The 14,146-nt window shown below is 35.4% G+C and carries 12 protein-coding genes; 6 read left to right on the top strand and 6 right to left on the bottom strand.

What is annotated here, in order from left to right:
* Nucleotides 1-46: 46 nt before the first annotated feature.
* Both ACFSQ0_RS05070 and yaaA read left to right on the top strand, forming a co-directional pair.
* Nucleotides 47-2,008, top strand: coding sequence for a TonB-dependent receptor plug domain-containing protein (locus ACFSQ0_RS05070; protein ID WP_379045050.1), 1,962 nt, complete (start codon nt 47-49; stop codon nt 2,006-2,008).
* Between the two features lie 86 nt (nt 2,009-2,094).
* Nucleotides 2,095-2,856 carry a peroxide stress protein YaaA gene (gene yaaA / locus ACFSQ0_RS05065; RefSeq protein ID WP_379045047.1) on the top strand — a complete coding sequence of 254 codons (762 nt, stop codon included), beginning with the start codon at nt 2,095-2,097 and terminating at the stop codon, nt 2,854-2,856.
* A 56-nt stretch (nt 2,857-2,912) separates the two neighbouring features.
* On the opposite strand, the gene ACFSQ0_RS05060 is transcribed toward yaaA, so the two are convergent.
* A complete protein-coding gene (locus tag ACFSQ0_RS05060; RefSeq protein WP_379045044.1) occupies nt 2,913-3,521 on the bottom strand; it encodes a DUF6134 family protein in 609 nt (202 codons plus the stop codon).
* Between the two features lie 209 nt (nt 3,522-3,730).
* Between ACFSQ0_RS05060 and rpsA the strand changes: the two genes are divergently transcribed.
* Nucleotides 3,731-5,557, top strand: a complete 1,827-nt coding sequence (gene rpsA / locus ACFSQ0_RS05055; protein ID WP_379045382.1) for a 30S ribosomal protein S1 — start codon at nt 3,731-3,733, stop codon at nt 5,555-5,557.
* A 427-nt stretch (nt 5,558-5,984) separates the two neighbouring features.
* Here the strand turns inward: rpsA and ACFSQ0_RS05050 are convergent, their stop codons facing one another.
* From ACFSQ0_RS05050 to ACFSQ0_RS05040, 3 genes are read right to left on the bottom strand one after another with little or no spacing between them, the layout of a single operon-like run.
* Entirely contained in the window at nt 5,985-6,332 is a 348-nt protein-coding gene (locus tag ACFSQ0_RS05050) for a CCC motif membrane protein (protein ID WP_379045041.1), read from the bottom strand.
* Between the two features lie 43 nt (nt 6,333-6,375).
* Complete coding sequence (locus ACFSQ0_RS05045; protein ID WP_379045039.1) at nt 6,376-6,660, bottom strand: DUF2752 domain-containing protein; 285 nt, start codon at nt 6,658-6,660, stop codon at nt 6,376-6,378.
* A 5-nt stretch (nt 6,661-6,665) separates the two neighbouring features.
* A complete protein-coding gene (locus tag ACFSQ0_RS05040) occupies nt 6,666-8,552 on the bottom strand; it encodes a T9SS type A sorting domain-containing protein (RefSeq protein WP_379045036.1) in 1,887 nt (628 codons plus the stop codon).
* Between the two features lie 89 nt (nt 8,553-8,641).
* Between ACFSQ0_RS05040 and ACFSQ0_RS05035 the strand changes: the two genes are divergently transcribed.
* Both ACFSQ0_RS05035 and ACFSQ0_RS05030 read left to right on the top strand, forming a co-directional pair.
* Nucleotides 8,642-8,824: a hypothetical protein gene (locus ACFSQ0_RS05035; RefSeq protein ID WP_379045033.1), complete on the top strand. Its 183-nt coding sequence runs from the start codon at nt 8,642-8,644 to the stop codon at nt 8,822-8,824.
* Nucleotides 8,814-9,362 (top strand): Smr/MutS family protein, encoded by a 549-nt coding sequence (locus tag ACFSQ0_RS05030; protein WP_379045030.1) that lies wholly within the window; start codon nt 8,814-8,816, stop codon nt 9,360-9,362. Before ACFSQ0_RS05035 ends, ACFSQ0_RS05030 begins: the two co-directional genes overlap by 11 nt.
* Here the strand turns inward: ACFSQ0_RS05030 and ACFSQ0_RS05025 are convergent.
* Entirely contained in the window at nt 9,359-10,294 is a 936-nt protein-coding gene (locus ACFSQ0_RS05025) for a hypothetical protein (RefSeq protein WP_379045027.1), read from the bottom strand. The genes ACFSQ0_RS05030 and ACFSQ0_RS05025 overlap by 4 nt on opposite strands.
* 86 nt (nt 10,295-10,380) lie before the next feature.
* Here ACFSQ0_RS05025 and ACFSQ0_RS05020 point away from each other — a divergent pair, with 86 nt between their 5' ends.
* A complete protein-coding gene (locus ACFSQ0_RS05020) occupies nt 10,381-11,535 on the top strand; it encodes a cysteine desulfurase family protein (protein WP_379045024.1) in 1,155 nt (384 codons plus the stop codon).
* Between the two features lie 146 nt (nt 11,536-11,681).
* On the opposite strand, the gene ACFSQ0_RS05015 is transcribed toward ACFSQ0_RS05020, so the two are convergent.
* Nucleotides 11,682-14,144 carry a TonB-dependent receptor gene (locus tag ACFSQ0_RS05015; protein ID WP_379045021.1) on the bottom strand — a complete coding sequence of 821 codons (2,463 nt, stop codon included), beginning with the start codon at nt 14,142-14,144 and terminating at the stop codon, nt 11,682-11,684.
* Between the last annotated feature and the right edge of the window lie 2 nt (nt 14,145-14,146).

The following is a 14,146-nucleotide window of genomic DNA, read 5'->3' as shown; positions in this document are numbered from 1 at the left end:
TTTTAGCTAGAAATAATTTAAGTTTGTCGCTTTTTTTAACTGAGTTATGACAAATAATAGATTAAGTTTTACCGTTAATTTTGCTATATTAATTTTTGTATTTACAGTCTTGTGCATCAGCAATGACCTTTATGCCCAGGAAAAAGACACCATTAATTTAAATGAGGTTGTTCTTAAAACCCATTTAGGAAGAACTTTTAAAGAAGAAGGTAAGCTTACGCGCTTAATTACTCGTTCAGAAATAGAATCCTTACCTGTTCAAACATTAAGTGAAACACTTGATTTGCTACCTGCTCTAGATCTTAGACAACGTGGAATGTCAGATTTGCAGACTGACATCTCGATTCGTGGAGGTACCTTCAATCAGAACATGGTTTTACTTAACGGCATAAATGTTACCAATCCGCATACGGGGCACAACACACTGAGTCTACCCGTTTCTTTTTTTGGGGTAGATCAAATTGAGGTTTTAAAGGGCGCTGGAGGCAAGCTTTACGGATATAATGCTTTTAGTGGTGCCATTAACTTCACAACAGGTTTAGATAAAAGTCCGTTACAGTTAGAACTTATGGGGGGAGATTTTGGATTTAAATCCGCGCAAGGGAAAACCTATTTCGAAACGGGAAATAAGTTCGAACATCATCTTATGGCGGGATACCAAGAAGGCGATGGGCATCAAGAAAATACAGATTTTGAAAGTCTAAATCTATTTTATCACGGTAAATATCAACAAAATAAGGCCCAATTTGACTGGATGGCAGGGTATGCCAATAAAGGATTTGGTGCTTTTAATTTTTATACGCCCCGATTTTCAAATCAATTTGAAGAGGTGACCACCCAATTTGCAGCAATTAAATGGAATCAAGACTTAGGTAAATTGCAATTAAATGCAAATATATACGGACTGCGTAGCAATGATAGGTTTGAGCTTTTTAGAGAAAACCCACCTACATGGTATACCCAACACAATAAACACCAAACCGATGTAGTGGCGGCTCATTTGGGGGTTAATTATACTAGCGCAATAGGTAAAACTAGTTTGCATAGCGAATGGAGGCGGGAACTCATCAATAGTAATGTGCTAGGTGAACCACAAACTTCTGTAAAAGAAGATGAAAATTTATTTTATACCGCTACCAAAGAAGCTGAATTCAATCATTTTTTTGCTCGCAATATTCTGGATGTAACTTTGGCTCATCAATACAATTGGAAAGATTTAAAATTGAATATAGGGCTTAAAAGTTTACATGTTGAGGGAGTGACTAAATTTTACCCAGGAGCAGATTTAGGGTATAAGATAAATCGAAGCAACTACGTAGTGGCCTCGGTGAACAAGTCGATGCGTTTACCTACGTTTACCGATCTTTTTTATAAAGGCCCTACCCAAATAAGCAATCCTAATTTAAGAGCAGAAGAAGCTATAACTTATGACCTTACCTATGCATATAAGAATAAAATCCTTAATGCACAGGCTGCTGTATTTTATCGAGATGCTAAAAATTTAATTGATTGGACTTTAACGCCAGGGGAAGAAGTGTTTAGATCGATGAATATCTCTGAGTTAGGTAGTTTTGGAGTAGAGGTGGAAACTGATTTTAATTTGGCTCTGATGTTTGAAACAGAGTTTTTAAATAACCTTAGAGTAGGCTATAGCTACTTAGATAATGCAGACGCTAATGAAGATTTCGAATCTACTTATGCTTTTGATTTTCTAAAACATAAACTTACTGCCAATTTGGTAATTAGCCCTTTAGAGAACATGCAATGGAGTATAGGTGGGTTTTATCAAAAACGCAACGGGGGTTACCAACGTTTTGTCAATGAGGAAGCCATTGGTTTTGTGCCTTACGACGATGTGATTACTTTGAATACGAAAATATCTTACAAGTATAAAAAACTTACTTTTTTACTTGATGTTTTTAATATTTTAGACCAAGACGCCTTTGATTATGGCAATATCTTACTGCCAGGCAGGTGGGCCAAATTTGGTGTTAGTTTTAGTTTATAACTTAGATTTATGGTAAGATTGTTTTAAATTACTGACTTTGTAAATCTAAAATCAGCCATTATCGTAAATTAGGGAAAAATTAAATTATGAAGATAGTAATTTCACCGGCTAAATCTTTGAATGAAAGCCAAGATTGGCCTATACAAAAATCATCACAGCCTGTATTTCTAGAAGAAGCAGCTCAAATTAATAGAAAGCTGGCTCGTTTTTCGAAAAAAGAATTAGCCGATTTAATGAATATCAGCGACCAATTGGCCGATTTAAATTACACCCGTAACCAAGATTTTGAAGCTAAACCTACAGCTAAAAATGCTAAACCGGCTATTTATATGTTTGATGGTGATGTTTATTCTGGACTAGAGGCAAATACAATAGAAGAAAAACAAGCCGATTTTTTGCAAAATAGTCTACGTATTTTATCTGGACTTTATGGAATTCTTAAACCATTTGATTTGATGCAGCCTTACCGACTTGAAATGGGAACAAAATTGAGTATTGAGCGTAACAAAGACCTTTATGCTTTTTGGAAAACCAAAATTACAAAGCAATTGAATGAAGAGTTACAAGAAAACGAACTTTTTGTTAACCTAGCTAGCAATGAGTACTTTAAGGCGGTAGATAAAACCAAATTAAAAAGTCAAATAGTAACGCCTATATTTAAAGATTTTAAAGGAGATAAGCTTAAAACTATTGCATTTTATGCTAAAAAAGCCCGTGGTGCTATGGCGCGTTACTTAATTGACCATCAGGTGAGTAAATTTGAAGATTTACTGGGCTTTACTGGGATGGATTATAAGTACAGCGAAGAGCATACTGATAAATCAAATGAACCAGTTTTCATTCGATAATAGGAATATAGGTTAAATTACGTAAACCAGATTTTGTAGAATAAGCCAAATTCTTTTTATTTTGAAACGGTAGCTTTTAACACTTCAAAAGAAATTATTCCTATATCTAAAACAGCTTTATGCAAGTTGCCATTTACATAATGGTATTCTGAATCATTTTTGGAAGATTTAATGTATTTGTGACGCGATTCTTGTTGCAAAGTGAGAAATTTACCTTGTTCTTCAGAATAAATTTCTTTGACTCCGGCGGGCTCTTCAAAAAGAAGTTGTACACTAGAATAGTTTATGGGGCGGTTAATTTTATGGCTCTTATTACTTTCTGTAAAAATATAGGCGTTTTCTTTTTTACGGGTAAAACTATGCGTTCTAGTTTTGCCATTGACTACTATAGTAACTTCTGCAAAAAGCAATTGTTTGTTGAGGTCTTTTTTAACTAAATAAGTGTACTCAACGTTAAGGGGAGTAATTATTCTTGTCTTGATGCTCGTATTGCTTATATAAAATAAGGTGTCGCCTTTTTTGTAGTGCCGGGCAGTAAGTTTACCTAGGTTTTTATCTTTATATACAAGCTCAAAAACCAATTTTTGGGCTTGCCCTGAGCTTAATATTGGAAATATAAGAAAAAGAAAAACAAGAATTAATAGGTGATTTTTATTAGGATGCATAGGGCTAGGTTATTCTACAAATATAAAGTTATCTCATAATAAAAAAACAAGAATAAGTATTTGATTATCAAAAAATAATAGCTACTTTTGCAATCCGTTTGGCAGCATTTGGAAAATCAAGCGGAATTAATTTTTATTTTTAAACAATCTTCTGTGCATCAGCTGTTTAATTTTCCAAGGTGTGTAGAATACAAATGAATAGATCAGCAATGGCTGAAGAAAAAAACAATCCAGAGATTCAAGAAGTAGCCGGGATGGACGCTTCTTCTCAACCAGCTCCTAGCGAGCAACAACAAAATCCAGAACAATTTTTAAAGGAGTTTAACTGGCACAATTATGAAGAGGGTATCGACCCAATTGATGATGGTAAGTTAGATGAGTTTGAGAGACTTGTAGAGGAAAACTTTGTAGATACACTTGATGATGAAGTTGTTGAGGGTACGGTAATCAATATCACCGATCGTGATGCTATTATCGATATCAACGCTAAGAGTGAAGGTGTAATCTCACTAAATGAATTTAGATACAATCCTAATTTAGCGGTTGGCGATAAAGTTGAGGTTTTAATTGATGTACGTGAAGATGCTACAGGGCAATTAATTCTTTCTCACCGTAAAGCTCGTGTAATTAAGGCTTGGGATCGCGTAAATAAAGCGCACGAAGAAGGTACCATTGTAAACGGTTTTGTAAAATGCCGTACAAAAGGTGGTATGATTGTAGACGTATTTGGTATCGAAGCTTTCTTACCTGGTTCGCAAATCGATGTGAAGCCAATTAGAGATTACGATGCTTACGTAAACAAAACTATGGAGTTTAAAGTGGTGAAAATTAACCACGAATTTAAGAACGTAGTAGTTTCTCATAAAGCGCTTATCGAAGCAGATATCGAAGAGCAGAAAAAAGAAATTATTGGTCAATTAGAAAAAGGACAAGTGTTAGAAGGTGTGGTTAAAAACATCACTTCTTACGGTGTGTTCGTTGACCTTGGTGGTGTAGACGGTTTAGTTCACATTACTGATTTATCTTGGTCTAGAATCAATCATCCAAACGAGATTGTAGAATTAGATCAGAAATTAAACGTAGTAATCTTAGACTTTGATGAGGCTAAAACTAGAATCCAATTAGGTCTTAAGCAATTGAACAAGCACCCTTGGGAGGCACTTGATGCTGACTTGAAAGTAGGTGATAAAGTTAAAGGTAAAGTAGTTGTTATTGCAGACTACGGTGCGTTTATTGAAGTTGCTGAAGGTGTAGAAGGATTAATCCACGTTTCTGAAATGTCTTGGTCTACTCACTTAAGATCTGCACAAGATTTTGTAAATGTAGGCGATGAAGTTGAAGCACAAATTTTAACTTTAGATAGAGAAGAGCGTAAAATGTCTCTAGGTATTAAGCAATTAACACCAGATCCATGGACAGACATTACGACTAAATACCCTGTTGGTTCAAGACATACCGGAATTGTAAGAAACTTTACAAACTTTGGTGTATTTGTTGAACTTGAAGAAGGTATCGATGGTCTTATTTATATCTCAGATCTTTCTTGGACTAAGAAAATTAAGCATCCATCAGAATTCTGTAATGTAGGTGATAAATTAGATGTTGTTGTTCTTGAACTTGATGTTGACGGACGCAAATTGAGCTTAGGTCACAAGCAAACAGAAGAAAACCCTTGGGATAAATATGAGCAAGATTTCGCGGTAGGTACTAAGCATACAGCAACAATTGCAGATGTTGTAAGTAAAGGAGCTACTATTGAGTTTAATGAAGATATTACTGCTTTTGTTCCTACTCGTCACTTAGAAAAAGAAGACGGTACCAAGTTAGGTAAAGGAGATGAAGCTGAATTTGTAATCATCGAATTCAATAAAGAATTTAAGCGTGTTGTGGCTTCTCATATGTCTATTCACAAAGAGGAAGAGGCTAAGATAGTTACACAAGCAGCTAAAAAAGCTCAAGAAGAGAATAAGCCTACTATAGGTGATGCTAACGCAGATCTTCAAGCTTTAAAAGATAAAATGGAAGGTAAAAACTAATTTTACTTAAATTTTGTTCTTATATATTAAGACCCTCAAGCGAAAGCTTGAGGGTCTTTTTTTGTAAGCAAATTTTTTAACTCTTATAAGTTTAATTCATTCCTTGAATTACCCAAACTCAAATTTTTCATATTTGAATATTCGATTAGACTATTAATTTATTTAAATTCAGGTATGGGGGAGCATTCTAAACCCTTTTTTTAGGCTTTTAATGATAATGCACTTATAGGGTTTATGGAAGTAGAGTTGATGCGCTTTAGCTTATATATTGCTAAATTATATTTTACTAGTTAAGTCAACTTCGCTGCTAATGGCTTCTAAAGACCTTTACGGAAGTAGGGCATAATGCAAAAAACCTTTTCCTGTTTGAATATAAAAAACAATCAAACAGAAAAAGGTTTGTAATAAAATGAAAAAATAGAAGCTGTTATTGCCCCTGCATTTCTAATTGTTTCATTTGCATTTCCTGAATATATTCAAAGTACTCGTTAATTCCGCCTAAAGAAACGATGAACGCAATGCTAGAGATTAAAACTAATAAGCCTATAACCAAGCCGATAATTGCAATAATTTTGGCAGTTTTTACTTGGCTATAGTTGTCGAATCCATCAGGATTTTGATGGTATAAGCGTGTGTCTTTATTCGCTAAATAAAACGCTACACCAGATAATATCACGCCTCCTAATCCTGCACTAAAGCAGCAGGCTATAAAAGATAATATTCCTAAAATTAAAGATAGTGTAGCATTGGGTAATTTCCGATTTTCTAATTCCATTTTTTAAAATTTGAGTTAAGTATTTAGTTGATAAATATTGAAGTTAAAAATATAAATAATAAAGTTTATAAACGTAGCTAACAACGATAGTTATCGTTGTTATAAAAGCTAAAGGTGTTATCCATTTATGGTAGTTTTTAAAAGGGTAAATCTTGTTTACAAGTAAAAGTAGTAAAAAAATCAATAAAGGATAAAGACCAGGATACATCAAAAAGCTCTCTTTTAGGTTTCCTTCACTTAGTAATAATACGGCGCGTTGGCCACCGCAACCCGGGCAAGGGAAAGCAAAAAACTTCTTAGTATAGCAAGTAAGTAGATAATCTTCCAAAATATCTATTTGTTGTAAATGCTCACTTTTTGGGTAAATGCGTTTTGATTCTCATCTAGAACTTGTACAATATAAATTCCTGCCGCTAGGTTTTGGGTTGAGAAGCTATAATTAGAATTGCTTCCTAGTTGGTTTTTAAAAAGAATTCGCTTACCCATCATGTCAAAAACACGTACTGCCGTTATGCTAGCGTTATTGGGGTTGCCAATATTTAACGTCTGCAAACTGTTATTTTGGGTAATAATAAAATTGCTTCCTTCTAATTCATCAATACCCAAGCGTTGATCTTTAAAAGCTAAATAAAATCTGTTGTGATGATTCCCTGCTGGTAAATTGATATTAAAATACTTGCCGTCATTTATTTTATTATACATTTTATATTGGGAATCATAAATGTAAATATGCTCTAAATCGATGTGTTCTTGATTATTGATTTTAAAAGTAACCTCTTTATCTTCATTTAAAGAAATATAAAGTGGTATATGCTCGTCTTGGTTAAAGGGTCGCACATCAATTACATAATTCCTGTTGTTATTAAAAATACCGGCATCAGAATTTACGGCGTCTATATTGGCCGCATCCATAGCCATGTCAACACCAGTTGTCGCGGCATCATTAAAGACTACGGCAACTTGACGTGTATACAGGTTATCAAACACAAAATTAAGACGTAATAGGGGTATGCTGTCCGTTGGGCTAGAGCTGGATATTGTCTTCTGTCGATCAAAATTAGTATTATCCTTCCCTTCTGGTTGGTAAACGCGATGGGAGTTGTTGAACCTAACCGCATCTAAAGTGCCATCGGGTGCTTGTACAAAAAAACCTTGAGCAATGGGTATAAACTTTCTATTTATATCGAGACTGCCTGTTCCGTTACCACTACCAATAGGATTACCGCTAGCGTCATAATTGTAAAACACCGCATTGGTATAGGTTCCAAGACCTAAGCAACTGCCATTGGGAGAGAATGTCGCATAACCACCGTTGTAATCTCTAAGATTGTGCGATTGTACATTGGGGTCACTGTCCCAGAAATAAGCCACACCAGTGGTTGCATTTCGCTGTGTGGTACTCAAATTACAATCAGTATTAGGGGAACCTCCTGTTGAATTTTCAATTAAAAACTTAGATAGAAAGATAGCAGAAGGGTAGGGATTACCCAGCAAGGCAATGTCATTAGTAGAATTAAAGGTGGTTACTTCAATGTCTCCGTTGTTAGGTCTACCTCTAAAATCATAACGTTGCGCAGAACCGGGGTTGTTTTGTACGCTATAAAGCGTAAAATTGTCGGTTCCGCCAACCCCTTTCATAGTAAAACCTTCACCTGGGTTAATGTTATTGGCATCTTGTACAGATATCCAATTAGCATAGGCGTTGCCTTGTTGATTGATGTATTTAAAAATCCAATACTTAGCCAAATTTAAAACAGCAGTCGAGTTATTTGGAGTTGTATTAGTTGTCGTACTGTTGTATCCTGAAATTATATTTACACCAGAACTTTTTAATCTAGAATTGGGAGTACTCAATTCATTAATACCAAAAGATAAATTTCCCGTAGGATTACCATTGCTAATTAAGCCAACGGGTGCACCCCAATAATTATAGGCATACTGGTCGGCAGCTCCTTCTTGAAAAACAGATAAAGTACCATTTCCTTCATTGGCTACATCATCTTCTTGTATAAATTGGGCGTTATTCCGTAAATAAATGTTGGCAATTTCTGTATCTGAGTTGCGGGTAAGTAGCAGTTTCCCGGTACTAAATAGATAACCTCCTTCTACATATATATAGTTTGTGGGGCTTTCGGTATTATCATCACCCCCCTTTACGGATATTTGAGCAGAGATAAGCCCGTACATAAAAAAATAAAAAATAAATAATATTGGCCGCATGACTAGGTATTTTATTCAAAAATAATATATTTGAGTTGAAATCAGATATAAATTAAGCAATTAAAATTTATATTCAATAATTAACTGTTATGCTAAAGCCGAAATACATTTTGCTTTTTTTAGCCTTAATCGTTTTGGTGAGTAATTTGTTTATAGAAAAGTATAACGTTTTTCTTAATGTTGCTGGCATCATTTTATTGATGTTGGCTTTGTATCAAATTAATAAAGGCTTGAGCAGTAATAACAAAGAAAAACAACCTCATGAATTTTAAGACAGGAGATGAAGTTGAACTTATAGATGAAAATCTTAGCGGTTGGGTAGAGAATGTTTCTGGCAGTAGTTTAACCATTCAAACATCAGATGGTTTTATTTTACAGGTAGAATCTGATGAAGTAATAAAATTAGAAAACGCAAGCTTAAAGGTAACCGAGGCAGAATTGCGACAAGCTTTAAAAGAAAAGCAACCCAGTAAGCGGAAACAAGTTATAGCCAAAAGAAGGGAGAAAACTATTCCCGCTATAGAAATTGATTTGCATATTGAAAAATTGACTCATCGGGTAAATCGATTGGACAAGTATGATATACTTAATCTTCAGATTGATACGGCTAGGCATCACTTAGAAAAGGCGATAAAAAATAGAAATCAACGCTTGGTTTTTATTCATGGTGTTGGAGAAGGAGTGTTGAAACAAGAGCTTAGAACCTTATTTAGCCGATATAACCAAGTAGCATATGAAGATGCAGACAGCACCAAGTATGGTTTTGATGCGGCCACAGCCGTATATATTTATCAAAAATCAATTTCCTAGCCTGGATTGATTTCGGTAGTTACGTTGGCGCTTTCTTCAAAACTTCCAAGAATTAGCTCCTCAATACTTATGCTTTCATTGGCGTTTAAATTTTTGAACGTAAAATTTTTCGCTGTTACAATGGTTTTAAATCTTCTAAGAATAGTATTGTCCTTATAGAGATTTAGAATTAATTCACCCTGGTCTGCGGGATCCAAATAATTAGGGATTCCATTATTGTTGGTGTCATCGTCAGTAGGGTTTAAAATTACGTCCTCACCGGCTTCCGAATTGAGATCTTCATTACGTGTTAGAATACCATCATTATCATCATCTTCGTCCAAATAATTAGGGATACCATCTTCATCTGTATCCGGAAAATTTAAATTGTCTAGCGGTTGCCCGATTAGCGCAATTTCTATCGAAGTGCTTACGTTGTCATTATCGTCATCCATATCAAGATAATCAGGAATTCCATCACCATCGGTATCTTGGTTACTGCTTCTTCCTTCTTGATTATCTGGTATGCCATCACCATCTGAGTCTTCGGTTAAAATTGCTTGTGTAATAAAATCAACACTTCCTCCATTGTCAGCTTCATATTCTTGAGTGATATTATTATTTGCTGGTGGTACGCTATTGCAGAAATAAGAAGCGCTTATAGGTTGAGAAAATGCCCTGTAGGTCAATATATTGCTGGAACTAATAGGGTAACTCTGGGTGCGTTGCTCACTTAGATCACTTATAATAGGACTAAAATTTGAATCATTAAACTTAAAAAATATACTTTCATCGGGACTTGTGTTAATACTAAAGGCCACCGTTGTATTGTTGTTTTGACAATAAGCAAGCTTATTATTTTCATCAAATAAAAAGTTGGTCACAATGAGGTCTCCGTCGTCGCAGGCTTGTAATACCCCTGCAAAAGCTAAAAGTAGGATTATTTTTTTCATAACAACAAATTTAATTATTTGAGTAATTTAAAAGGCGTAAAAAGAATTTTAAATACTTATTTTCGCAAAAAAAATATTTTCGCCCTATGAGAAGTGTATATTTAGATAGTGCCGCAACGACACAAGTTAGACCTGAAGTAATTAAGGAAATGACTAGCGTACTTGAAGATAGCTTTGGTAATCCGTCTTCAACGCACGCTTTTGGTAGAAAAGCCAAGGCTTATATGGAGAACGCACGCAAGGCCATCGCCAAGCATTTAAACGTTACAGCTGCAGAAATTATTTTTACTTCTGGAGGGACCGAAGCCGATAACCTAGCCTTAAATAGTGCTGTTCGTGATTTAGGTGTTAAAAGAATTATTACCAGTAAGGTAGAACATCACGCTGTTTTATATACGGTTGAACAGCTTAAGCATTGTTATGATATTCAAGTAGAATATGTAGCTATTAAACCTTGCGGTCAAGTAGATCTTGATCACTTAGATGAATTGCTACAACAAGATAGCCAAAAAACGCTGGTAAGCTTAATGCACATTAATAATGAAATAGGAACTATTTTACCTTTAGAGAAAGTAGGGCAGATGTGTAAAGCTCACGGCGCTTTATTTCACAGTGACACCGTGCAAAGTATTGGGCATTTCGATATAGATTTAGATGCATTACCAGTGGATTTTACCGCGGTAAGTGCTCATAAATTTCACGGACCTAAAGGGGTAGGCTTTGCTTATGTGCGAAAAAATTCAGGTTTAAAACCCTTGATTTTTGGTGGCGCTCAAGAGCGCGGTGTAAGAGCCGGTACAGAGAGCGTTCATAATATTGTTGGAATGCAAAAAGCTTTAGATTTGGCTTATGAGCATTTAGAAGAAGAAAAGCAATACATAGAAGAATTAAAGAAAGACTTTATCAATGCTTTAAAAGAAAATGTGCCTGGGGTAAAATTTAACGGCAGTTGTTCAGACTTTAATAAAAGTACTTATACCTTGGTAAATGTATGTTTGCCAGTAGCTCAAGAAAAAGCAGCGCTACTTTTGTTTCAATTGGATTTAAACGGAATTGCTTGTTCTAAAGGAAGTGCCTGTCAAAGTGGAAGCACTAAAGGTTCACACGTACTTTCTCAAGTTTTAAGCGATGAAGATCTTGAAAAACCCTCAATTCGTTTCTCTTTCTCGGCATATAACACCAAAGAGGAATTAGATTATGTGGTCGATGTACTTAAGAAATTTGTTGAAGAGCACCATTAATAATTATTAATTATATCCTATTTAAAACCGACAGCTTTTGCTAGTCGGTTTTTTTTTTACGGATTTATACCGTGCTAAAAATTAAATTGGCAACCACTTTATCGTCAAGCCATCTTAAACAAACTAAAAGAAGTATCTAGTTAATTCTAAAAACGCATACTCATTCGAAGATTGAATACTCTAGGCGTTAAATAATTAGGTACCGAATATAATCGTTTGGAATAAACATCACGAACATAGGTGTTGGTGATTGAATTTTGACGATCAAAAATGTTGAAAATTTCAAAACCGATACTTAAATCCTTAAAAGATTTGAGCCAATTGGGTCCTTCTTCTTTTTCCTTTTTAGAAGAATCAACTAAAACGTATGAGAAACCAGCGTCTACGCGATGGTAATTATCTAAACGAACTTGGTAAACATAAGGGTCTGCATAATTGGGTACACCTCCGGGTAAACCTGTATTATACACCATGTTTAAGTATAACTTAAGTTTTGGAATATTGGGCACATAATCTTGAAAAAGAATAGCAAATTTTAGGCGTTGATCGGTTGGTCTTGAAATATAGCCACGATTTTCAATATTTTCTTCTGTTTTTAAGTAGCCGACACTCACCCAGCTTTCGGTTCCTAAAACAAACTCACCATTTAAGCGAAGATCGGCGCCGTACGCATACGCTTTAGCATTGTTTTGCGCTGCATACCGAATGCGAACATTTTCTAGGGTGTAAGGATTTACATCATTTAAATTTTTATAATAAGCCTCGGTAATTAATTTGAAAGGCCTTTTGCCTAGCTTAAAACTATAATCATTTCCGGCGACAATATGTATAGCTTGTTGAGCCTTTACTTTTGGATTTACCGCACCTGTTTCACTGCGAAGTTCTCTGTAAAATGGAGGTTGGTAATAAAATCCGCCCGAAAGGCGAAAGAGCATATCTTTTTCCCAGTTGGGTTTTAAAGCTATTTGTGCTCTGGGGCTTATTACATTGTAGGCTTGTTTGTCAATGGCTTTTCCTTCTACTTGCCAGTAGTGGCTTCTCAGGCCTGCATTTAGCCAAAAGTCGGCCTCCTTTATTTTAGTTTTATAGCTGTATTGTGCAAAAGCCTGAATTCGATTAATTTGGGTTTCGTTATAGGCGCGAATGGAGTAGTAGGGAGCTAAAGGGGCTTCAAAAGCTTCGTAGGGCTGATTATTTTCAAAACCTTCTAGTGGTGGACGAATGGAATAGCCAGCGGAGTCTATTATTTCATATTCCTGAATACGATCACGAATATTTTCGTGTGTATATTTTAAACCGTAGCTAATTTCACTATTTTCTATGGTAATTTTACCTTTATGTTGAAAATTAACAATAAGAGCGTCTAAATCATTACGTGCGTGGGTTAATTGACCGCCTACGCCTTCTGTAAACTCAACTTCACCTAAATCGTCACTACCAATATTTGTATTGGGCTGTCCTAATCTATACTCGGCCAAAATGTCAAAATACTCTTGCTCTTGGGTGTTATAGATCGATCCGATGAAACTGGTCTCAAAATTGGCGTTAAGCTGGTAATCTGCCTTTAATGCAGCCGAGTAAGTGATGTATCGATCTTCTTCTTGACCTTCGTAAAATACTTGAAGTGCCTGAGCTTCTTGAATAGTACCAAATTTTGTCTCCTTGAATTTAGGTTCATAGCGGTATTCATTAAGCGAAATATTACCCAAAAAGCTTAAGCTAAATTTTTTTGAGAATTGATAGGTAAGATAAGTCTGTGCATCGGCAAATATAGGATTAAAGTCTACCTCAGTTTCTTTGCTGTTTACGAACAAACTATTGTTGCGGTAGCGTAAACCCAATATAGCGGTTAATTTTTTATTTTTGGTTATTCCTTCAACACTAGCACTAGCACCCAACATACTTAAATCAAGTGATGCGCCAAAATTAGTTGGCCTGCGATAAGTAATATCTAGAACAGAAGATAATTTATCGCCATATTTGGCTTGGAAACCTCCCGCCGAAAAATTGACATTTCTAACCAAATCGGTGTTTACAAAACTAAGACCTTCTTGCTGCCCAGATCGTATCAAAAACGGCCGATAGACTTCGATTCCGTTTACATAAACTAGGTTTTCATCATAATTTCCTCCTCTTACAGCATATTGCGTACTCAATTCATTGTTAGAAGAAACGCCAGGCAGGGTTTTAAGTAAATTTTCTACCCCAGCATTGGCGCCAGGGATTCTTCGAATCGTTTCTGGTTCAATTGAGGTAATACCTTCTACCTTGTTGCGACTAACACCTGTAATAACTACACTTCCTATTTGTTCAACATCTGTTTTAAGTACCGGATTAAATTCTTTGGTCTCACCAGCTTTGAGTTTAAATTGCACCTGCATAGGTGCTAAACCTAAATAGCTAAATTTAACAGTGGTAATTTTATTGGCCGGTAAGGTTAAGGTATAAAATCCATTTATATTACTTTGGGTTCCGTTGGTTGGTGTGCTGATGTTCGCTCCCACAACAGGTACGTTGTTTTCATCTAAAATTACACCTTGTAATTGTGCTTCTTGCCCCAAGGAAATAAATCCGTAAAGGAAAAAGAGCCATAAGAAAAAATTCTTCAAAA

Origin of the sequence: Mesonia sediminis (assembly GCF_042684705.1) — a bacterium.
GTDB lineage: Bacteria > Bacteroidota > Bacteroidia > Flavobacteriales > Flavobacteriaceae > Mesonia > Mesonia sediminis.
The sequence above is the reverse complement of the archived record's forward strand: the minus strand, read 5'-3'. Positions and strand labels throughout refer to the sequence as shown.